Source organism: uncultured Victivallis sp., from assembly GCA_944389935.1.
Classification (GTDB): Bacteria; Verrucomicrobiota; Lentisphaeria; order Victivallales; family Victivallaceae; genus Victivallis.
This window is the reverse complement of the sequence record CALXOE010000038.1, coordinates 1-21968: the sequence shown is the minus strand read 5'-3', so window position 1 is coordinate 21968 and position 21968 is coordinate 1. Positions and strand designations below refer to the sequence as shown.

Sequence of the window (21968 nt, the reverse complement as noted above, 5' to 3'; positions counted from 1 at the left end):
TTTATAATGTGCCCCGCGAACGGTCGTTTTGCAAGTTCGGCGACGGTAAAATCCGCCGGAAAAGCATTCTGGCGAGGCCCTCCCGCGTTTGAGCGGAAAAAAATGAAATTTTTCTGCCGCTGAGCTTGCAAAAGCCAAAATCCGGGCCTATATTAAAAAATGTTGATCCCGGAAATCGGGCGTATAGCTCAGTTGGTTAGAGCGCCACGTTGACATCGTGGAGGTCACAGATTCGAGTTCTGTTACGCCCACCATTTTTGCGATTGCAACACACGCACAGTTCGGGCGTATAGCTCAGTTGGTTAGAGCGCCACGTTGACATCGTGGAGGTCACAGATTCGAGTTCTGTTACGCCCACCATTTTTTCTTTCTTCGACGATTTCCGTTGCAGATTGCTGTCTTTTCCCGCTCGGAATTTCTGTGGGCGGCGGGTGCTTTCAATTTGCCGTGCCGTTTTGAAGTCAATGGTGACACAAAACACAGAAGAACCGATATTCGACCGGTTGTTGTTGACATCTGCGAATTTCCTGTGTTACAGTAAATAATAAAGGAAAGCCGGCAGCGCAACTCCCTGATCGCTCGTTTTGTTCAGGAAGCGATAAGGAGGAGGTCGGCCTTTTTCTACTTTATCGTTCAATTTATGTCAAAATACGTTCGGTTCAGTCAGGAACTGCTGCAGAACTGGAACATTCCGGGAGTACGGCTTTATGAAAAGATGTTTTCGTCTCTATTTTTCCATTCCGCTGGTCTGGCGGATCGTTGCGGCGTTTCTGCTCGGGACGGCGGCCGGAATCGCCTGCCGTTATGCGGGGGAGGAGGTTTTCTCCCGGTTCACTGCGGTACTTGCGCCGTTCGGGACGATTCTCATTGCGATGCTCAAGATGGTGGTGATCCCGATCATCTTCCTGTCGCTGGTGACGGGGGCGGCGAGTCTGCCGCTGCGGAAGTTCGGACGGCTCGGAGTCTGGGTGATCGTCTGGTATCTCGCGACTTCGCTGTTCGCGAGCGTGTTCGGGACGGGGCTCGCGCTCTTTCTGAATCCGCGCATGGATGCGGCGGCCGCACCGAGTTCTCAGATGCTCGGGCAGGTCGATCATCTGCGCATGAACGGCGGCGGCAGCGGCGGGGCGCTCTCTCAGCTTATTGCGGATCTCTTCATGAATCCGTTTCAGGCGCTTGCCGAAGGGAAATTCCTTTCGATCATCGTCTTTTCGATTCTGTTCGGTCTTGCGATCCGGACGGTGATCGAAGAGTCTTCGGACGGGAAACTGCGCGGGTCGCTCGAGTCGCTGCTCGAACTTTCCCGGGGAGCGCTCAAGGCGTGTTTCCGCATGATCGACTGGATCATTTCGCGTTGCCGCTCGGGGCGACGGTCAATATGGACGGGGTATGTATCCATCTGCCGGTATTTGCGATTCTCGCGGCGAATCTCTTCCATATCCCGCTCGGGCTCGGTGAGATCATGGTGCTGATTCTCTCGGTGGTGTTCGCCTCGATTGGGACGGGGGGAATTCCGGGCGGGAGCATCTTTCTGCTCTTCATGGTGTTGGAAAACATGGGACTCGAGCCGGAACAGACTGCGATGGTGGTGGCGCTCGCGATCGGGATCAATCCGCTGCTGGATATGTTCGAGACCGCCTGCAACGTCGCCGGGGACAACATCGGCAACTATGTGATCGCCCGCCGCAACGGCATGATCGAGCCGCGGTAATGCCGTTGAAAACCGGTCTCAGGCGGGGCGGGGCATCTGCGGATTTTCCCCGGATCGTGAGAGTTTTCTTATTTTTTCGTTGGAGAACAGTTGAAATCTGATGGATTCGGATGTACACTATACTCCGGAAAAAGTGGAACGTCGGGTTGTTGTGGATTTTCTGCCCCCCGGCGTTTTTTCCGGTGTCTGCGCCGGATGGAATGGGAATGTTACAGACAGGAGTCCGTCTTTTCTCCGGGGAATCCGGAGCATGTTCGGACGGAATTCAAGTTTAAAGGAACGAAAATGGCGGAAGTTGAGATTCGTCCTCCTCGCAACGAGGAGGAAATGCGGCAGCTCTGGCAGTTGAATCACGCAGTTTTTTCCGAGGAGCTGCATCAGCACGAGATCCATCAGGACGGACTTCTCATCGACAAATTTCACGCCAAGAATCTCTACTATGCGGGCTGGGACCATGGAGAAGCGGTCGGCATGATCTGTGCGCACTGGAAGGAGCCGTTCTCCGCGGTCGAGCGGTTCGGCGAAGTGATCCGGAAAGAGATGGTTCCGGGGCACACCGCCGAGTTGCGTCTTTTCGCGATTCGTCCCGAGTACCGCAAGACTCCGCTGGCGCCGCGTCTCGGCGCGACGATTTTCAAGAAGCTCGATGAGATGGGCTATCGACTGCTGATTATCTCCGGAATTTCGGAGCAGAAAGAGTTTTACGAACATATCGGTTTCCGGGCGGTGGGCGACCCGGTGCAGGATGGGGAGGCGTTGTTCTACCCGATGGTGGCGGACTTGCCGCCGATTCTGCGTCGTTGCGCACTGGCCGTTGCGAGGTGCACCAAATGAGACGTCTTGAACTGGTTCCGACAGTACCGCATCTGTTCCCGATCACGCAGGAAGCGATTCGGGAGCCGTTGTTTTCCCACCGCAGCGAGCGCTTCAGTGCGTTGTTTCGATCGGCGGCGGACAATTTGCGAAAGATCAGCGGGGGGCGTTTTCATCCGGTCATCGCCGCGGGAACCGGTACCTGGGCGAACGAGCTCATGGTGTGGAACATCGTTCCCGGTGCCCGCCGGGTGCTGGTCATCTCGAACGGCGAGTTCGGCGACCGGCTGCTGAAACAGTGCCGGAATTGCAATCCGGAAACGATTGCACTGAAATTCGAGTGGGGCGAGCCGATCGATCGCGAAAAGATCGAGTCGTGCCTGGCCGCTCATCCCGAAGTCGACTGGATTTTCGGCGTCGCGACCGAAACGAGCTGTGGCAGAGCGAACAACATCGCGCTGCTCGATGAAATCGCCGCCCCGCGCGGAATCCGGATCGCGCTCGACGGTGTGAGCGCTGTCGGTCTGGCACCGGAGCTTTTCAGCAACGAGCATGTGCATGTTGTGACCGCTTCGAGCGGCAAGGCGCTCGCGGGTCTGCCCGGGATCTCCATTGTCCTTCTCGATGAAAGCGTGAAGCCCGCCGCGCTCGAAAATCGGCCAGAAGCACTCGATCTCGCGAAGATCATCGCTGCGGAGGCCTCTTCCGGGATGGTTCGGAATACGTTGAGTTCCATGCAGTTGATGGCGCTCGAGTCAAGTCTGCGCGCGATCGGCGACTGCGTGGATTACTGCGCCCGCATCGCCGCGCTCAAGGAGCAGACGGTTCAGGGGTTGCGGCGCATCGGCATCGAGCCGCTGCCGGGAAGCAACAGCCGGATGGTCACGGCGTTCCGCCGTCCGCCGGAACCGCTTTGGAACAAGATGCTCAAGGCGTGGGACGCGGCCGGGGTTGACGTCTATTACCGTCCCCGCTACCTCGAGGAACGGCGTCTCTTTGAAATCGCCGCGATGGGGGATCTCCATCCGGAGGACATCGACCGGATGCTCGCTGCGGTCAGCGATCTGTGAGATTTTCCGTCCATGTTCCCGCTCCGGCGCGGTAGTCGCCCGGCGTGCAGCCGTGGCGTTGCCGGAAGAGCCGGACGAAATAGTTCGTATTCGGGAATCCGCATTGAATGCCCACTTCCGCTATGGTGAGACGGCTGCTGAGCAGCAGCCGTCGCGCATAGGCTAGGCGCAGTTTGCGCACATATTCGCCCGGGCTTTGTCCGACATGTTTCCGGAAGAGCGCACTGAAGTAACTTGCGCTCAAGGCGTTTCTTTCTGCCAGTTCCGGGATGGAAAGCGGTTCCGCAAAATGCCCCGCCAGATAGCCGAGAACCGTGCCGATCGGCTCCGGCGGGGGAGGGGCTCCGGCCAGGGCCAGCTCCATCCGGCCGAGCCGGAACAGCAGCAGCGCGAGCAGTAGATTGCACTCTTCGATCGATTTTTGACGATAGAGGGAGCCGATCTGCCCGATCCACACCGCAATGAACGGATCATGCGAAGAATCGATTACGCGGAACGCGAGATCGAACGTCCCTGCGTCCGGTGGTTCAAAAACGACAAACGAGGTCTTGACCTCGCCGAAATCGATCTGGCGATGCGGCAACTCCGGCGGAATGACGAAAATGCTCCCGGTATCCGCCGCGAGCGAACCGCCCGGAACGACGTTGCTGCATCTGCCGGCGGTGACGAGTACGAGTTCCGCTCCGTCGTGGCGATGCAGGGCGGTGTTGCGGCTGCCCGCATAGTTTCCGCTGTAAAGAATTTCGGGACACATCCGGTTTTCTCCTTGAAAAAGTTGTTTTGTGCTATAATACCATTGAAGATTGCCATTTGCAAGCCTGGGAACATAAAAGAGTACGGTGTATGCTAATGGTACGGCAGGAAAAGACAACAGAAGGATTCCACCATGAATTTCGATGAGAAGAGTTTTGCGATCCCCGCATCGGCGTTCCCGGTGCCGATGATTCTGGACACCGACACCTACAATGAGATCGATGACCAGTTCGCACTGGTCTACGCATTGCTGTCGCCGGAGCGGGTGAATTTGCACGGAGTGACGGCGGCGCCGTTTCTGAACGGCCGTTCGACATCGCCCGCCGACGGAATGGAGAAGAGTTTTCAGGAGATCGTGAAGATCATCGATCTCATGGGATTCGCGGGGAAAGTTCCGGCTTTTCGCGGGGCGACCTCATTTCTGCCGGATCGGAATACGCCGGTCCGTTCCGAGGCGGTTGACTTCATCGTTGCCGAGGCGGAGCGGGCGCATGAACGCGGAGAGAAACTCTTCGTCGTTGCGATCGGTGCGATTACGAACGTCGCATCGGCATTGCTCGTCGCGCCGGAAATCGCGCGGGACATCGTCGTCGTCTGGCTCGGCGGCCATGATTACGAACAGGAGGTCAACCACGAATTCAACCTCTATGAGGATGTTCCCGCGGCGCAGACCGTGATCGATTCCGGTGCGGCTTATGTGCGAATTCCCTGCTGCCACGTCGCGAGTGCGCTCACGAATTCGGTGGAGGAGCTGGAAAAAGAGCTGGCCGACTGCGGTGAGCCGGGACGCTATCTCTTCACGATTTTCCGGGATTACGTCGAGGAGTACAAGTGTGTGGACAAGGTGATCTGGGACATCTCGGCGGTTTCGTTTCTGACGAGCCCGGGTTCGACGAAGTGGGAGATCGTCCCGCGGGAGAAACTCGGCGATGACAGCTCATGGCTCCCGCCCGCAGATGACGGGCGCAGAATGTTGATCGCGAGAAAAATCGATCGGGAATCCCTCTTTCACGATCTTTACACCCGCATCAGACATCATGCCGGTAAAAAGCAATAGAAGCATAAAAAAGAATGTTTCCTCCGTTGAAAACAGCCGGAACATTCGTAAAATTTAATTTTTTTTAATTTTTTTTCAACAAGGCTTTCCGGTTCGGTTGATAAATGCGGCAATCCGTATATACTGGAAAGGCGGAGAGGAGAATCAGAGGAGGTTTTCCGGTTCCGGAACCCGGCGGACGGCGGTTTGTGTCGACCGGGCCGCCCGAAGCCGAATGTTGGAATTCGACAGCCGCAGGGCTGATGCGGATTGAGCTGTTTCAGATTTGCAGGGCGAAATCAGTGGAGGCGTCTATCAAATAAACGCAAGCCTCATCGAGGCACAGAGAAAAACCAACACCGGGACCGCGCAAACCGTGATAGGGTAGCGCGGCCCCATTTTTTTGTTGTGACAAATAAAAAGCCTGTCGCGCAAACGCCGCGGCAGGCTTCGGATTTTCCCGTCACCGGGTTCAGTAAACTTCAAAATCGAAGACGCGCATCGGTCTGTCGCTCCACCCCTCTTCGAGGACGAGTTTGACTTCCGAGCATGCGACCGGTTCAAATGCGAGCTTGACGAACCGGTGATGGTTTTCCGTCACGCGGGCGAGCTGCCGGGTTTCGCCGTCCACGACTCCTTCGATCCGGAAGACGCGCGGAAGCTGCGCCGGCATCGTGCGGAGCATATCTGCATCCTCGACGTTGAGCTGACGCTTCAGGTCCGAAAGATCACTGTCGAATACGAGACGGACCCCCGAGATGGTTTCGGGTTCTGCAAACGTGTAGGACGCTCCGGTTCCGGCGGCGAATTCAACGCCCTGTTTGCCGTCGTCCCAGTCGCGATCACGACCGCTGCGCAGCAGTTCATGGCTGATCGTCCCTTTCAGGGAGAGCGGGGATACGCGGCGCGGAATGTTCGGAATGAACTGGTCCTGATCGAGCAGCGTCTGCTGCAGTTCATCGAGATGGCGCTCGTAGATGCCGCGCGGCGTTTCGTTGTAGCGGGTCGCGAGCGCGGCGGCGGTACCGACCGCCTGTCCGAGCATTGCGGTGGTCGCCATGACCCGGGTCGAACTCAACGCCATGTGCGTGGTCGAGATCTGACGTCCTGCGAAGAAGAGGTTGTCGATGTTGACCGAGTAGAGAGAACGGTACGGAATTCCGAACGGCGACGGCGCAGGATGAAAGATCGTCGGGGCGCCGGGATAGTAGATCGCCTCCGGATGGTGATCGTCCATCGTCCAGCCGCCGTAGGCGACGGCATCCTCGAACTTGCCCTCGGCCTCGACCTCTTTCTGGCAGAGAACGTGGTCGCCGACAAAGCGGACGCTCTCACGCTTGCCGGGGAGACTTCCGATCCAGTCGAGTTCCCAGCCGTGGCCGCGCCCGTCCGGGTGATTCTTGATGTACTCCCAGCAGCCGTAGGCGATGCGGTAGAGTTCATCGCGGATCTCCTCGGCGTCGCCGATGGTGTCTTTCACCCCACCGAACTCCATCCACCAGAAGTTGTTGCCCTCGGGCATGAAATTGCGTTTCGGGAGCGTCTCATCGGTATAGTGGTAGGCCCACTCCGGCGCGCGGAACGGAATGTGCCGGTTCGTGCGCCGCAGCTGGAAGAGGATCGAGTTGCCCATGGTTTTTGCGTCGGCTTTCTCCGGAGCGTGGGGTTCATCGAATTCATCGCGCGCCTCGCGGCCGACCCGGTACTTCGCGCCGGTGATGCGCAGAATCCCGTCGCCGGAGCAGTCGGCGAAGAGTTTCCCCTCGACCTTGTAGCGGCAGTATTCGATGAGGTTCCAGCCGGTGACGGAGACGATGCGGCCGTTTTCGGTCTCGGCTTTTTCGACCGAGGTGTTCAGCAAAATGGTGAGATTCTTCTCCTGTTTCGCGAAGCCGTACATCACGTCGTCCCAGATCGTATATTTCATCGTGGGATTGTAATAGTAGTTGTCGAGCTGGAGCTCTTCGAGCAACCCGGTTTCTTTGCGGTTTTCGCCGTGCGCGCCGCAGACCCACATGCGGATCTCGCTGGAAGCGTTGCCGCCGAACATCGGTCGATCCTGGATGATGACGGTTTTCGCGCCGTTGCGTGCGGCCGCAACCGCCGCGCAGAGTCCGGCCAGCCCGCCGCCGACCACGACAAAATCCGCCGAAAGAGTACGTCTGGTGATCGTCATTTTCCCTCTCTCCTTTTTCTGAAAACCCGATCATTAACCATTGTTGTTGCACCAGAAGGCGCCGTTGTTCAAAGATTTCGGTTCGGAATTCAAACGGTTGTACGGAATTTCGTCGTAGAGTTTCGCCTCTACATGTCCGTCTACGAAGGTGAAGTTGGCGCCTTTCCCCCCTCTGTGCCGCCAGCCGTCCGGGTCGTTTTCTGCGTTCATCTCTCCTCTGTTCTGGGCTGCGGGGGCGGGATTTTTTTCACTGCCGTGCTGTTTCTCTGTTTGATATATGTCAAACAGCATCGCTCGACCGGATGGATTCCGGATTGTACTTACGACATGCGCCTGTTTGTTGTCTTTGCAATCTTCGGTTCCGCGCCAGTTGATTCCATAGTGGCGCTTCACCGCGGCGGTTTCGGAGGTGTTCGTGTTGCTGGCGGGGCAGGCAAAGACACCCTGCGGCATCTTTTTTTCTTCGTTGAGATAGCAGTGGTTTTCCGGCGTGACGGTGCCGTTGTTCATGACGAAAAGAACATCCTGCCAGGTTCCTGATTCTTTTCCGTAATTCTCATAGGACGAGGGCATGCGGCCGCGATTTTGATCGATGTACATGCTCATATAGGTGCCGAGCTGTTTCAGATTGCTCGTGCATTTGATGTCGCGGGCGCGGGCACGCGCCTGATTCAGCGCGGGAAGCAGCATCCCGGCCAGAATCGCGATGATCGCAATTACAACCAGGAGCTCGATCAAGGTGAAATTGTATTTCCGACTCATTGTACCTGCCTCTTTCTTTTGGTTTGATGCATTCCTGTTCGGATACCGTTCCATTTGGTTTGATACAATTATACCAGCGTTTTTTAGAAAAACAAGAATGATTTTTGAAAATGCAATATAAAGATTTTAAAATTCCTTATTGTGAAATTTTGCAAATAAAAAATTAAATTGCTGAATCGGGATTGAAAAACAGCTTGAAAAAGAGATTTTTTCATTTATGTTTCATGGACGTGCGTTCAGGGGAGGAATCTGGAAAGACGACGATGAAAAACAAACTGCTGGAAAAGACGTTTCAAGTGCTCGAGGCGATTTCCGCGTCGGACGGGCCAGTGACGCTCAAGGAACTGGGACAGAAGCTCGCGATCAATACGAGCACCCTGTCCCGGATCACGGCGGATCTGGTCGAAGCGGGATACGTGTTCAAGGCGGATTACCGCAGTTTCGAGCCGGCGCTGGGGATGATTCGGCTCGGGCAGAATGCCGCGTACAGTTCGCACCTGCCGCGGGTGGTCAATCCGATGGTGAAAGCGCATGTGGAGCGGCTCGGCGTGCAGGGGGCGTTCGCGGGGATCGAGAACAGGCAGCTCGTCTATCTTTACCGCAGCGATGCCTATGCCACCGAGCGCGACTACGGGATGCCGTGCCGGGTGCCGCTCTACCGGTCGAACATTGCGATCGCAATTCTGGCACAGCGTCTGGATGGCGGGGAAATTCTGTCGATTTTCCGGGAATCGATCCACCGCAACCGCGCCGAGGGGCAGGACAAGAGCGATCTGGATGAGATCCGGACTCTGGTGGAGCATGTTCAAAAGAACGGTTATCTCTTCCGGCGTGAGGGGAAAGAGCGCTGGAACATCACGTTCCCGGTCGAATACAACGGGGATTTCTACGGTGTTTCGTTCTACGGCGACCGGGCGGAGGAGCGCAATTTCGACCGGCTGTTGTTCGAGTGTTCGCTGCTGGCTTCCCGGCTCCACTCCGCACTGGTGCGCGCGTCCTGAAAATCTTGCGGAAAAATCGTTTGCAAACCATGCCGAACCGGTTATATTAGTTGCAACCACTAATTTCAAGAGGGTTCGGAATCATGCAGAAAGTGTTGGATTTCATCGCTCGAAGCTGGGGAAAGATGACCCGGTTTCAGCCTGTTTCCGAGGGAACGCTGATCGGGTTGCCGCATCCGTATACGGTCTCCAGTTCCGACGGGGGAAACGGGAAGTTCCATTATCTGGAGACCTATTTCATCTCCCGGGGACTCGCGCTTCAGGGACATGCTGAACTTGTGCGCGATAACTGCGAAAATCTTCTTTATCTCGTGAACGAATACGGCTTTGTCCCGGCCGCCAACTGTACGACCTGCCTCGACCTTTCGCAACCGCCGTTTCTGGGGGCGATGATCGAGTTGACCGCCCGGGTCTGCCCGGAGGACCGCGACTGGCTGCGGCGCGCGGCGCGGGCACTCGAAGTCGAGACGCAGTTCTGGAAGTTCCGCCGCCGCGGCGAATGCGGCATGCACCGTTACGGAACCCATGCGACCGAGGAGGAGCTCGAGGCGTTTTATCCCCGCTGCGTGGAGTGTCTCGGGTATCCGGCCCAGGCCGCGCCGGAACAAATCCGCGCTGCCGCCCGCGAGGCGATGGCGGAAGTGGAATCCGGGTGGGCATTCAATCCGCGGTTCGAGCGGCGCTGCCCGGAGTTCGCCGCGGTCGATTTGAATTCGCTGCTGGTGCACAGTCGCAACGTACTCGGGGAGCTTTACCGCGATCTCGGGGATCTCGAGCGGTCCGACGAGTGGTTCCACGCGGCGGAGATCCGGACGGAGCTGATCCGCTGCTACTGCTGGAACGATCGGCGCGAGTTGTTTCTCGACTTCAACTTTGCGGAAAAACGGCATTCAAAGATCTTTTCGTGCGCGTCGTTGTTTCCGCTCTGGTGCGGAATCGCTTCGCCGGAGCAGGCGGAGTCCACGCTGCACGCGGTCGAGAGTCAACTCGAATGCGACCACGGGCTTGCCGCATGTGAACCGAATCACTCCGGGCGTGATTACCGGTGGGATTACCCGAACGGGTTCGCTCCGCTGCATCTCATAGCGATTGAAGCGCTCGACCGGTACGGTTTTACGGAAGCCGCTTCCCGCATTGCCCGGAAATTCGTCGACACTGTCACTGAGAATTTCGACCGGGACGGCGCGCTGTATGAGCGGTACAATGTTGTGACGGGAGAGCCCGGAAAGGCGGACGGCGGCGAGCCTGCGTTGTTCTCCGGGTGGACTGCCGGCACGTTTGTTTTCGCCGCCGGCTATCTGAAGCGCCATAACGTCTGACCGGACCGGAACGGAACAGATTCTTTCGTCTGATCTGCGGGAGTTCCGCGTTCGTCCCGCCGTTGGAATTCCCGGAGACGGAACGAATTACGACGACATGTTTTCCAGGAATTTTTCGGCGATTTTGCGGACCTCCGCGCGCAGGGAATCCGGAGCGTGGACTTTGACGTTCCCCCGGGTGGAGAGTATCAGGTCGATCGCCTTGTATTCCGGGATATCTTTGAGCAGAATCCGGATCGAGTTCCCGGTCTTCTCCGTGATCTGGTCTGAAAAACCCGGTGCATAGGAGTGGGCATACTCTCCGAAAATCTCCAGATCAACTTCCGGAAGTTTTTGAAAATCAAAGAGTCCAGACTCTTTCACTCCTTTCAGAATCGAGGGTTCCGGCCAGAACTGCCAGTCGAGCATCTCGGCTTTTTCAATGCGGTGCAGGGCCAGAACCTGAATCTTCGGGGGATCGTAGCTGACGGCATCGTCCCGCTGCAGTTTCCCCTTGAGGTACCAGCAGCCGCCGTTCCAGGCGAAAATATGCGGCTCGAACAGCTTCTCCGCCACATGGTTCTTCACCGAACGGTAGATCAGTTTCAGATATTTGTGCTGTTCCCAGGCGTTATAGGCCGTCAGGAAAATCTCCGGTTGAACCCGGGGCAGGTTGTCCGGGCAGAGAACCTGGAAGTTCTCGAGTTCGACTCCGGCGTCCATGCCGCTTTCGTTCTTCATGAGCAGGGCGCTCACGGCCTTGCTGATTTCCCCCCGCAGCGGATCCGGCAGGATTCCCGCGGCGATCCGTTCCCCGAGCAGAGCCGACTTCATCTCGAACGGCTCGATCATGAGATCTTCGTTGTACCACTCCGGATTGGACAGAAAAAAACCCTTGCGGACCGTGTCATAATGGACGGGCGCTCCGTACTCGTCCCGGAGATCGGCGATATCCCGGGAAAACGTCTTCCGGGAGAGACGGAATGCTCCGCCCACGTCCTGGCATTTCATCTCCTTGAAAAACGAGGTGAAATTCGGATAGCGGTTCTGGCGCATCATTTTGAGGATCGTCTGAATCCTCCGGATCTGATTCTTATTTGCGGGCATCTCGATTCTCCCGGTTGGTTTGCCTGTGTAAAAAAGATAGCGCGAATGTCTTTTTTTTGCAAATAAATATCCGGAGATTTTTTTTGATTGGGACATATCTTCCTGCTTTGTTCCGGATTTCCCCCCGCCGTGATCCGTTTCCGACGTCGGCACTGTGTTTTCGCGCCTCCGCCGGTTTTCAGGGCGATCCGGAGAGGTTTTCCTGCGAAAATGTCCCGATCCGGCTTTGACAAAAGAACGGGGCGGAAGTATATTGAAAAAATGCCGAATGGATTCGGCTGTGTTGATGAAAACCGTATCGATCAGTCATCGGACTTGTGCGATAAAACTTGCAATCTTTGTCAGCCATTCAAGATTCCGGAAACTGAGCGTGCCTGGGATGATTGTGCCCGGATTCCGGGGACAGTTCTCTTGGCACGTTCTGCTTCTTCGTTGAGTGGCGGGCTTGCAAGTGCCTTTCGTGCAGCGGAGAGTGGAACGTGCTTTTTTTTGCACTTTTTCCGCTTGACCGTGCAAGACCGGCAGTCGGGTCGATCAGTAAGAGTCCTGGGAGAGATGTTTCGGGAGGGCGCGGAGAGAAGTGACTTCCGCCGTGTATGCTGTGACGCCGTCGCCGTCCCCGTCCCGGTGTCTCTGCAAAATCCATCGCCGATGCCGGAGTCCGGGCGAGACCCCGGCATGCGGAAAACATGGAGCTGTCCGCATGTCACTCAACAGAAATGGAGGTTTATGATATGGCTTTCTCGTTTCATTGTCCCAGGTGCTCGAACGTTCTTCAGGCGGAATCGGCCTGGAGCGGACAGCAGACCAACTGCCCTTTCTGCGGAAATACGATCGCAATTCCGGATTTCTCCTCTGCCGGGAGTGTCGTTTCCCCTCCGGGAGGTGCAGCGGCCGGTGCGGCGGAGGCAACCATTGTCCGGAAACGGGAACGGGACGGGATTTTCGTCCGACTCTGCAACGGGCTCTTCGGGGCGTTGCGGAAATGGAGACTCTGGGGTTTTCTGGGCCGGTCGAGAAAAGGCTTTGTGCAGTTCGGTGTCTGGGGATATGGGGTGCTGGGAGTGCTTTTGTTCATCGGATTCTGCATCCATGATACATCGTTTCAGGAGTTCCTTGAGGATGCCGGGGGCGGCATTCGCGCCATCATCTTCGGCCTTCTCGGCGCGTGCGTTTTCCGGCTGTGCGACGATCTCTCCGAGCGGACGGAGAGCTCCCGCATTCCGGCCGGAGTCGCCAATGTGATCGCTGCGTTTTCTCTCTACATGACCATTTCGCTGATTTTCGAAGGCATTGTCGAAACCTGTACGCAGGACAGGGGTATGATCCCCCTGTATGAGCACCTGGGGTGGATGTTCATCTGGTTTCCCTTTTTCCTGACGGGGATGGCTCCGTCGCTGGTTTCGGTCAGAATCGGAGAGGCTTCTCCGCAGGAGACCGTGACCGGCATTCTCGATTTTCTGCTGAACGCAGTGTTGTTCGCGATTCCGTTCTGGTGGGCGTTTGAGGCGTTTTACCGTTCCGTCAACCTGGTCTGCTTTCTCGGAGCGTCGAAAATGCGCCTGGCGCAGGCGCTGGAGGTCTCCTCGGACGAGCTCGATGATACGCTCCTGCTTCCGTTCCTGTTCTACGTCGGATATCTGCTGGTCCATCTCCTCTTTTCCGTCGTGAAGCGCTTCCTCGCCGCCGGAGAGCGGAAACGCAATTCCGAATCGATGAACTGAACCGGAGGTGCGACAATGGACGATATATGGTACATCGAATACGGGAATCAGCTCTACGGCCCCTGTCTGATCGTGCAGCTTCAGCAGATGCTTCAGAACAATCAGATCTCACTGCAGACCATGGTGCGGTCCGCCCGGGACGGCCGGTCATACCGGGTTCAGGATGTGGTCTTTCAGAACCCGAATCCGGCGGCTCCCTCTTTCGCGCCGTTTCCCGGTCAGGCTTTTCCGCCCCCGCAGCCGGGATTCGTGCCGGGGACAGCCGCCGCGTCGTTCGCTCCTGCCGGAGGTCCGTATCCGGGAAGTGCGGCTCCGCCTCCGTCGAATGCGGCCGGCGCACCGGGGGGAGCTTTCCCCGCCGGAACAACTCACCCCGGGTCGGCGCAGGCTGCGCCGCTGGTGCAGCCGTTCCGTCCCTCCGCGCAGTCGGAGGCGCCGCTGGTGCAGCCGTTCCGCCCGTCCGTGCAGGAGTCCGGTGCGGGTCAGGTTCCGCCGCCGGTGCAGCCGCCTCCCGCGTCTTCTCCGGTCGGAGAGGATCGGAGTTCCCCCCGGGGAGAGCCGAAACCGACGCCGCCTCCTGCCGATAACCGCGCGGAATACGGAGCCGGCGGGCTGACCGTGACGATGAGAGACTGGATCGATCGTTCCAATCTGGAGAACGGCACGATCGTCTGCCCGCACTGCTGGGGATTGTGTTCCCTGGAGTCCATCCTGTTCATTTCCGCTCATCCGGAGTTGACGGGCGACCCGCTGCTGGGGCCGGATGCGCAGGCCCGGTTTCTTCCGAAGTATTTCACCGCGAAGGGGACGGCGTTTGACGCACGCGGTCTCGAGTGTTCGGATATGGCCTGTCCGCATTGCCACTTGAAGATTCCCAATTCGGTGATCGACCTGCCGTCCTCGTTCTTCTCGATCGTCGGAGCGCCGGCGAGCGGCAAGTCGTATTTTCTGACGGCCATGATCTGGCAGCTTCGGAAGTGTCTGCCTAAATATTTCAGTTTCAGTTTGTTCGATGCGGACCCGTCTTTCAACATCGTATTGAACAACTATGAGCGGATTCTGTTTCTGAATCCCGATCGGAAAGATTATGTCTCTCTGCCGAAAACCGAATTGCGCGGGCGGGACTTCTCCAATCAGATCGTGGTGGAGAACAACCATATCGATCTCCCGAAGCCCTTTGTGTTTACGCTTTCGCCCCAGTCCACGCACCCGTACTACAACCGGCGCCGGGAACAGCTCGAGCGGTGTATCGTGTTGTACGACAACGCGGGGGAACACTTCGAGACGGGACGGGATTCGTCGGAGAATCTCGCGACCGTGCATCTGATCCATTCGGACGGAATCATTTTTCTCTATGACCCGTTGAAAGATATCCGGCTGCGGCAGGCGTGTTCCGGGGACGATCCGCAGATCTCCAGAAACGTCGTCAACATCACGAACCAGATGACCATATTTACGGAGATGATCGCCCGCATTCATAAGTTCGGAAATCTGAAAGCGAACGAGAAGTATGACAAACCGCTCATCATGGTCATTCCCAAATTCGATGCGTGGAAAGACTCCTTTCCGCTCGATCTGGATGCCCTCGAGCTGGTCGTTTACGATGAGGACATGACGCCGTATCTGAACATGGATGCCATCTGTGCCGCCTCGTTCTGCCTGCGCCGGTATCTGCTCGACATCGCTCCGGAGATCGTCGGGCTGGCGGAGGGGTTTTCGCAGAAAGTCTTTTTCATCCCGGTCAGCGCTCTTGGACGGATGCCGGAGTTCGATGAGGAGAAATCGATGATCGGAATCCGGCCCGACCACCTCACTCCGATCTGGGCCGAGGTCCCGTTTCTGCTGCAGCTGCATTTCAATCGTCTGCTGCAGGCGGTCTACTATTCCGACGATACGGTTCCGCCGGTCGAACATTTTCAGTTCAACCGGGGGCACATTCAGTTTACGTTGCCGGAGTGCGGCGAGCGGTTTTCCCTGCCGGCGTTTTATTGCGGGAAAACCATCTACTGTGCCGAGACGAAGAGTTTTTACCGCCTGCCGGAATACCCTGCGTCAGAGGCATCCGCTCCGCCGTCGTCGCCGCCGCCGCCGCCATCCGCCGCATCGGTGGATGAGAGCTCGCTGGATCTGGATTTCTGGTCAAAATAACCAAACGGATAAGAGGGTCGCTGATGATTTTTGAATTGGTTTACACTTCCGCTCCCGAGGGATTGTTCCCCGGGAATACCGGTTTCTCCGTCGTCGAATGCAGCCGGAATATGGACGCGGCTCTGCGCCGGCAGCTGGAAAGCCTGAGCGCATACACCCCGCTCTACGCACACTATGACTCCCGGGCGCGGAGAAATCCCGTGAATTATGCGCATCGGATCATCGAATCGGGCGGGCAGTCCTGGCACGTGCTCAGCCGCATCTGTTTCAACGGGCTGGATTATACGCAGCGCTCGAATCAGCTCGCCTCGCACATCGCCCTGACTCCGGATGAGTTGCCGGGGCTGCCGGGCGGACCTGCGGCACTCTTTTTTCAGGAGAATCTGTTCCGGGATGAGTCGTGGCAGATCCGGACCGGCTATCTCGAACACCCTCCCGTGCTGCGGAACATTTCGCCGCAAACGGGAGGATGCACCACCTGGGAGCAGATGACCGGGGACGCCGGCTGGGCCGGCGTGGTGGCGGAAAGCTTTCTGGCCGATTCGCGGAAAAAAGTCTGGATCGTGTTCGATCCGGAGCGGTCGGACTGCAACCTGCGGCTCTTGAATGAAGCGCTGATGCTGCTCCCGGCATACATGAGATGGAACGTCACGTTCAGCACCTATTTCACGGAGTTGCCGGCGAACACCATCTGTCACTGGCGGTTCTGTCCTCCCGGGTCCGCGGTTCTGCAGCAGGCGGGACGGAATCCGGCGGCCAATCTGGTGATCGACTTGACCGCGTGTCCCGGGAGGGCGCAGGGCGGAACTCTCGTCGAAGCTGCCAGGACCGGGAAACCGCCGGAGGTCGCCGCTCCCTTTGCGGGAATCCCGGTCTTTCCGTCGATTCCGCCGGTGGCGGCGGTACAGAATACCGCGTTGCTTCCTCCGGCTCCGGCGTCAGGCGGATGGAAAGCCGCTGCCTGCATCGCATTTGTTCTGCTCGGGATTTTCGCGGTGGTGTTCCCGGTCGTCAAGATCTCCGACGCCCGGAAAATCGAGGCGCATACGGAGCGGACGGAAAAACTGTTTTCGATTCTGCAGCGGAGTCTGCAATCGAGAATCGCGGTGGCGGAAGCGGTCGATGTGTCGATTCCTCCGCCGCCATCGGATCGGGAACTCCTGGCGAAGATCAAGGAATTCGTCGACAAACTCCCGGAAAAGGTGGAAAAGCGAACGGCTTTTTCCGGTCAGGCGGTGGATTTTTTCCGGCAGGCGGTCGCGCAATATGAAGCGCTCTCGGCATATTCGGCCAGACTGGAACGGCTGAGCCGGGCCGCGGAGGAGGAGCAGACTCTCTGCGCGGATCTCGATGCGGTTGCCGGATTGTCGGCCCGTCTCCGGAAAGAGATGACGGAATCTGCCGCACCGATCGATCTGGAATATTCCGCGCGGATCGACTCCGGACGCATCGCCGCCCCGCAGGAGGACGCGCGGGAGGAGACCGCACAGTGGCTGGCGATTCTGCGCAGTCTGGCCGGAGCGTTCCCCGATGTCGAGTTTCCGGACTCCGAATCGCTGCCCGGCTTCGGCCGGACGCGAGCATCCTCCGAAGTCTGGCTGGAGCAGGGCGCTCTGTTCAAAGCGCTGAACGGCAGCGGGCGGTATTCGATCCGCATCACGGATCTGCCGGATGAGTACCGGATTTGCAAATTCTACTGGGGGAAAGATTCCATCGAGCCCGGACCTGATGGCTGCTACGAGATTCCGGCGGGGGACGGCAAGGCCCGGATCGAACTGAAATGGGATCGGCACGTCCTCACGGTGACGCGCCGCGACGAGGGGAAACGGAAGATCGAACTGGAGGAAGTCGCAATTCAGTTCTCCCGCGAAAACGACGAGACCTCCCGCTGGCTCAACTTTTATTTCTCGGAGCAGACGAAACTGGAGGTTCCGGAACAGCTTTCGTTCCGGATCAGCAGCGGCCGCGGGATCGTCCTGATTCTGCCGCGTCCGGCGGGCGTGGAACGGGGCGGGAAAATGACGGAGCCGTTCGAGGTGGCTCTTCTGGTTCCGACGGGGGAAAAGATCACCATGTCTCCGGGAGAATCGGGATGGGAGGCTCCGATCGTTCCGTCGGAAGAGAGTGTCGCGGAGATCCGCAGCCTCGAACAGCTCTCCCGGCTTGCCGGAATCCTGCAGCAGCAGATCCGGAACGGCATTGCCGTTTTCCCGCCGGAAGTCAAGGCGCTGCCGGCTTACCGGCGGTTCGTCGAAACGTCTCCGGAGGAGCGGGACGTCACCGCTCTGGTCGATGCGGTCGCCGCCGCGGTTCCGATCGGGAAATGGGGCGTTCACGATGTGCCGGAGGAGTATGCGCATTCGACGCTCCGGGACGCGCTTGACGCTGTCCGCCGGAAGATCGGCGTGAACGTGCTCAAACAGTTTCCGGATCTGCGAATCGAACTCTCGCTTCCGGCGCGGAGCTGGAGGCAGACCGTCGTGGTCAAAGAGGTGATACCTGCTGTCAGGGGAGGGGAGAAATGAATCAGATCCGGACTTTATCCGCCCGCATCGAGGCGTTTGTCAAGAGCGCGGACCTCACGAATTCTCCGCTGCTGCAGCAGCTTCTGCAGGAGTATGCCGCGGGAGTCTCCTATGTCAACCGGCGTCTCGACCAGTGCGAGGAACTGCTGCGAAACGGCCGGGCGGGCGAGGCGGTCACGGTTGCGGAGCGCTGTCCCTCGCTGTTCGAGCTTGTGCCGCTTCTGCAGACGCCGGGGACTCTGGAGTTTTTCAATCTCTGCCGTCTGTACGGGCTGCCGGAACCGCCGCTGGTGAACGTTTCCGTATTTCAGGCGTTGAAGAGAGCGTCGGATGATCCCGCCGTTCAGGATGGATTGTTTGCCGAACTGCGGAAACTTTCCCGGTCGCACGGCAGCGAGGACAAGGTCATCATCCTGCGGAAAATCCTGCGGACGGATCCGGAGAATCCGGAGTGGCTCCGTCAGTTGAAGCAGGCCGAATCCGCCTGCATCCCCGCATTCATTCAGAACGCGCAGCAGGCGATTATCGACCGCGATTACCCGACTCTGGAAAATCTGGAGGAGGTCCTCTCCTCTCCCGACTGGCGGCAGGTGATTCCGAGCGTCGTGCTCGACAAGATCCGCCGCACCCTGGAGGAGGAGCACCAGCGGCAGATGCGGTGCCGCGCCGGCGAGATTCTCGAAAAAGTCGAGCAGGCTTACCGGAACCGGGATCTCGCGGCATATCAGCTCGCGAACAGTCGCTGGACGATGCTCTGCAAACTCGACCGCTATCTCCCGTCGGAGGAAGAAAACTGCCGTTTCGCCGCGGTGGAACGTTATTTTCACGCCGAACAGAAAGCCGCGGACGAGGAGGACGAGTTTCAGAATCTGCTGCGAGAATTCCATTGCCTCATGCGGAGCGGGAAAGAGGCCGAACCGGAGGAGATCGAGCTCCTCTACCGGAAGCTGGCCGCTCTCAACAAACCGATTCCGCCGGAGATCGCAGTTTTCGTCAACCGGCAGCGTGCGGAGTTCTCCCGGGTGGAGAAACAGCGGGAGGTCCGGCGCAGTTTCCGGCGGACGGTGTATGTCCTGCTGACACTGGCTGTTCTGCTCGGCGGCGGCGTCGCGACCTGGTTTGTCTACCGGCGGCAGAGTCTGGAGCAGGAGCTGGCCCGGGCGGTGAGCCGCGACGAGCTCGCAAATGCGGAGAAGATCGCCGCCACGGTGCGGAACTCATATCTGCCTTACCTGACGTTTTCGGCGAAGCTGCGCGATCTGGAGCGGCAGGTCGGGGAGAAGATACGTGTCTATCGGGAGTTCGAGGAGTCCGCCTCGAATCTGCGCGCTGTTCTGGAAAAGGAGCCGGAGGAGTCGAATATGGAACACGTTCAGACACTTCTGGAGGAGTGCCGGACCCGGGCGTCGACTCCGTCGCTGCAGGAGCAGTTTGCCTCTCTTGAGGCGCTTTACGAGGAGAGGTTCGTCCGGAAACTTCAGGAGAAACACCGGGAAAGCATCGAGAAATGCCTGAGCCGGATCCGGATTATCCATCAGGTATACCGGATCGATCTCTCCCGGGAGGATTATACGGCAGCCGCGAAGAAGTTCGACGAGTTCCGCAAGGAGATCGCGGTGCTCCGGGCCATCCCCTATTTCTCTCCCGGGACGCTGGATCCCGGGGATGCCGATCTCATCGTGCCGTTCCGCTGGCTGCTGGAAAAGCACAAGAGGCTTTATGAGAAGATCGAGGCCGATTTGAAGGATGGAAATTCCGAGAATCTTCGGAAACTCCTGACCCTGTACCGGGAAAACGAAAATGCTCTGCTGCAGGAGGGGACGCTCCCGCAGATTCTGGCGGCGGGACTTCCGGAGGCGGAACCGCTGTTCCAGAAGCATGTCCTCGCGGAAAACAACAGCCGGGTCGAAGCGGCTCTCCGGAAACTTGAAGAACTCGCCGGGAAGTTCACGGCGGCACTTCAGAGCGAAAACCTCGGTGAGGCCGAGGGGATTCTCATGCAGTACCGCAAGCTGTATGAACAGACGGCCGCCATCACTCCGGTCGGGGAGGAGATCGTGAAAAAGGTCGCCGCCGCAAACCGGATAGCGGACTGGTCGAATTCTCTCGAGAACAAAATGGCGTTTGCCGCCATCTATCGCACGCTGCGGGAGAATCTGACGAAGCTGGGTAACTTCACCGTGGCCGATCGCGTGCTGCAGGCCGTCGCCGATGCCGGGCAGAACCGGGCTTTGACGAAAGATCAGCAAACCGTGCTTGCTGCCCTGCGCCGGCAGCTGGAACACTTCCGTTGGGTTGCCGACTACCGGGACTGGAACGCCCCGGTGAGGGAGGAGTATCTTTCCGATCCGTTTTTCCGCGATATCACCGTGCAGCAGCTTCTGTCGCAGCGGGATGCCGCACTGCTCGAGTCGGTGAAGCGGGAGTTCGACGGTTTCGCCGCCCGGTATCGCGAGCGGGAGACCTCGTTCCTGGTGTTCCGGGATACGAAAGGGAATGTGCATGATCTGGAGACGCCGACCGCCGATGTCCGGGCGTCGTTGTCGGTGCAGCCGGGCAAAGTCTCGTTCCGGAGCGGAGATGTGCGTGTCACGATCAGCGGCAGCGAGGTGACTCTCTCTCGGGATGTGGACGGGGCGGAGGTCTCTTCGAGCTATCGGAATGTGACGTTTCTCTATCCGGCGGGGGTGAATGTCGAGGAGATTCCGCTGGCGGTTTCGCCCGGGCAGCGGCTCGTGCAGAATCTCGAGAAGCGGATGCGGGAACTCCGGATCTCCTCCATTCTCTCCCCGGAATATTGTCAGTTGTTCACGACGTTGAAAGGGGAGCCCCGGTATCCGGTCGTCCCGCTGCTGGAGCTTTACCGGATGCTGCTGTCGCCGTTTCTGCAGATGCAGGGATATTCAGATGAGATTTCCGGGCAGGTTGTAACGCCGTTCCGGACGCCGGCGACGGAGAGGGCTCTCCATGAGATCGCGGAGTTGAACCGGCAGGTCGAGTCGCTGCTGCGTCAGGCGCGCGACGACCGCTCTCTGCGCTCCGGGAACGATTTCAACCAGAAATACGGCGCGCAGCTCGGGCGGCTCGATTTCAGCGCGGTCGAGCGGTTCGTGCAGATCTCGCGCCGGACCCGTGAGTTCTATGCTGCGCTTGCCGCGCGGCGTTTCACGCCCATCGGCATCGCGGTTTGCGGGGGAGGAAAGGTTTCGTTCCAGGCGGCCGACGGCGTGACCCCGGCCGCGGGCGAGGTCTGGGGATTTGATCCGGCGGGGAACTGCATTCTCGCGGGCGTTTCCGACGGGTACGGCATCTCATGGAACGAGATGAACTTTACGGAATCTCACGTCATGATCGCATTTATGCCGGAGGATCGGAATGATACGATCCGGCAGGGGCTCGACTACCGGAACGCGCTTTCCGGTTTCGGGGCGGAGGCGATTCCCTGGCCGGAATTTTTCCCGGTAAACGCAAGAAAATAACAACTGGAGTCAGGAACAATGAAATATTATGTGAAATGGAACAATCAGATTCTCGGACCGTTCTCCGAACTGCAGATCATCAACCTGCTCGAACAGGGCAGATTCGATGACAGTGTGAGGTTCTCCACCGATCTCGGACAGTGGTATCCCGCCGGGGAGATCTCGGCGTTCCGCAACTACGCGGGGAGACTGGCTCCCTCGTCGTCCGGGACGATGGTCTCCCCGGCTTCCGGACCGCGGGGCGGCAGGTCGAAACGGTCGGACCGGGATCACTCCTTTTTCTTTTTCGCCTCTTCACCAGAATTTGTGGGCGAAATCCGGTTCAGGGAGTTCGCCAAGCTGGTGATATAAGCACACTTTTGCAA

General features: G+C 58.3%; 16 protein-coding genes and 2 tRNA genes. 14 read left to right on the top strand and 4 right to left on the bottom strand.

Going from position 1 to position 21968, the window contains the following annotated elements:
- The first annotated feature begins 177 nt into the window (after positions 1–177).
- The 6 genes from Q0J85_RS11315 (at position 178) to Q0J85_RS11290 (ending at position 3594) form a co-directional block, all read left to right on the top strand.
- Positions 178–254, top strand: a tRNA-Val gene (locus Q0J85_RS11315).
- 29 nt (positions 255–283) lie between these two features.
- Positions 284–360, top strand: a tRNA-Val gene (locus Q0J85_RS11310).
- A 347-nt stretch (positions 361–707) separates the two neighbouring features.
- The gene (locus Q0J85_RS11305) at positions 708–1472 is read left to right on the top strand and encodes a cation:dicarboxylase symporter family transporter (protein WP_294481561.1); all 765 of its coding nucleotides are present in this window, start codon (positions 708–710) and stop codon (positions 1470–1472) included.
- Positions 1379–1711: a cation:dicarboxylase symporter family transporter gene (locus Q0J85_RS11300; protein WP_294481558.1), complete on the top strand. Its 333-nt coding sequence runs from the start codon at positions 1379–1381 to the stop codon at positions 1709–1711. The genes Q0J85_RS11305 and Q0J85_RS11300 overlap by 94 nt, the downstream gene beginning before the upstream one ends.
- 285 nt (positions 1712–1996) lie before the next feature.
- On the top strand, positions 1997–2545 hold the full coding sequence (locus tag Q0J85_RS11295; RefSeq protein WP_294481553.1) for a GNAT family N-acetyltransferase: 549 nt from the start codon (positions 1997–1999) through the stop codon (positions 2543–2545).
- Positions 2542–3594, top strand: coding sequence for an aminotransferase class V-fold PLP-dependent enzyme (locus tag Q0J85_RS11290; RefSeq protein ID WP_294481551.1), 1053 nt, complete (start codon positions 2542–2544; stop codon positions 3592–3594). Before Q0J85_RS11295 ends, Q0J85_RS11290 begins: the two co-directional genes overlap by 4 nt.
- Here the strand turns inward: Q0J85_RS11290 and Q0J85_RS11285 are convergent.
- Positions 3581–4348, bottom strand: coding sequence for an AraC family transcriptional regulator (locus Q0J85_RS11285; RefSeq protein WP_294481549.1), 768 nt, complete (start codon positions 4346–4348; stop codon positions 3581–3583). The two genes, Q0J85_RS11290 and Q0J85_RS11285, sit on opposite strands and share 14 nt — an antisense overlap.
- A 132-nt stretch (positions 4349–4480) precedes the next feature.
- On the opposite strand from Q0J85_RS11285, the gene Q0J85_RS11280 reads away from it, so the two are divergent.
- On the top strand, positions 4481–5404 hold the full coding sequence (locus Q0J85_RS11280; protein ID WP_294481547.1) for a nucleoside hydrolase: 924 nt from the start codon (positions 4481–4483) through the stop codon (positions 5402–5404).
- A 451-nt stretch (positions 5405–5855) separates the two neighbouring features.
- Here Q0J85_RS11280 and Q0J85_RS11275 read toward each other — a convergent pair whose 3' ends face one another.
- Both Q0J85_RS11275 and Q0J85_RS11270 read right to left on the bottom strand, forming a co-directional pair.
- The gene (locus tag Q0J85_RS11275; protein ID WP_294481544.1) at positions 5856–7559 is read right to left on the bottom strand and encodes an FAD-dependent oxidoreductase; all 1704 of its coding nucleotides are present in this window, start codon (positions 7557–7559) and stop codon (positions 5856–5858) included.
- 33 nt (positions 7560–7592) lie between these two features.
- Positions 7593–8321: a type II secretion system protein gene (locus tag Q0J85_RS11270; protein WP_294481542.1), complete on the bottom strand. Its 729-nt coding sequence runs from the start codon at positions 8319–8321 to the stop codon at positions 7593–7595.
- Between the two features lie 263 nt (positions 8322–8584).
- On the opposite strand from Q0J85_RS11270, the gene Q0J85_RS11265 reads away from it, so the two are divergent.
- Both Q0J85_RS11265 and Q0J85_RS11260 read left to right on the top strand, forming a co-directional pair.
- The gene (locus Q0J85_RS11265) at positions 8585–9322 is read left to right on the top strand and encodes a helix-turn-helix domain-containing protein (RefSeq protein WP_294481536.1); all 738 of its coding nucleotides are present in this window, start codon (positions 8585–8587) and stop codon (positions 9320–9322) included.
- A gap of 83 nt (positions 9323–9405) precedes the next feature.
- A complete protein-coding gene (locus Q0J85_RS11260; RefSeq protein WP_294481534.1) occupies positions 9406–10641 on the top strand; it encodes a trehalase family glycosidase in 1236 nt (411 codons plus the stop codon).
- A gap of 87 nt (positions 10642–10728) precedes the next feature.
- Here Q0J85_RS11260 and Q0J85_RS11255 read toward each other — a convergent pair whose 3' ends face one another.
- Positions 10729–11727 (bottom strand): YafY family protein, encoded by a 999-nt coding sequence (locus tag Q0J85_RS11255; protein WP_294481531.1) that lies wholly within the window; start codon positions 11725–11727, stop codon positions 10729–10731.
- Between the two features lie 734 nt (positions 11728–12461).
- Between Q0J85_RS11255 and Q0J85_RS11250 the strand changes: the two genes are divergently transcribed.
- From Q0J85_RS11250 to Q0J85_RS11230, 5 genes are read left to right on the top strand one after another with little or no spacing between them, the layout of a single operon-like run.
- Positions 12462–13451: a hypothetical protein gene (locus Q0J85_RS11250; RefSeq protein ID WP_294481528.1), complete on the top strand. Its 990-nt coding sequence runs from the start codon at positions 12462–12464 to the stop codon at positions 13449–13451.
- Between the two features lie 15 nt (positions 13452–13466).
- Entirely contained in the window at positions 13467–15599 is a 2133-nt protein-coding gene (locus Q0J85_RS11245; protein ID WP_294481525.1) for a hypothetical protein, read from the top strand.
- 23 nt (positions 15600–15622) lie between these two features.
- Positions 15623–18124 (top strand): hypothetical protein, encoded by a 2502-nt coding sequence (locus Q0J85_RS11240; protein ID WP_294481521.1) that lies wholly within the window; start codon positions 15623–15625, stop codon positions 18122–18124.
- Positions 18121–21603, top strand: a complete 3483-nt coding sequence (locus tag Q0J85_RS11235) for a hypothetical protein (RefSeq protein WP_294481517.1) — start codon at positions 18121–18123, stop codon at positions 21601–21603. Before Q0J85_RS11240 ends, Q0J85_RS11235 begins: the two co-directional genes overlap by 4 nt.
- A gap of 18 nt (positions 21604–21621) precedes the next feature.
- Positions 21622–21954: a hypothetical protein gene (locus Q0J85_RS11230; RefSeq protein WP_294481514.1), complete on the top strand. Its 333-nt coding sequence runs from the start codon at positions 21622–21624 to the stop codon at positions 21952–21954.
- Positions 21955–21968 lie beyond the last annotated feature (14 nt).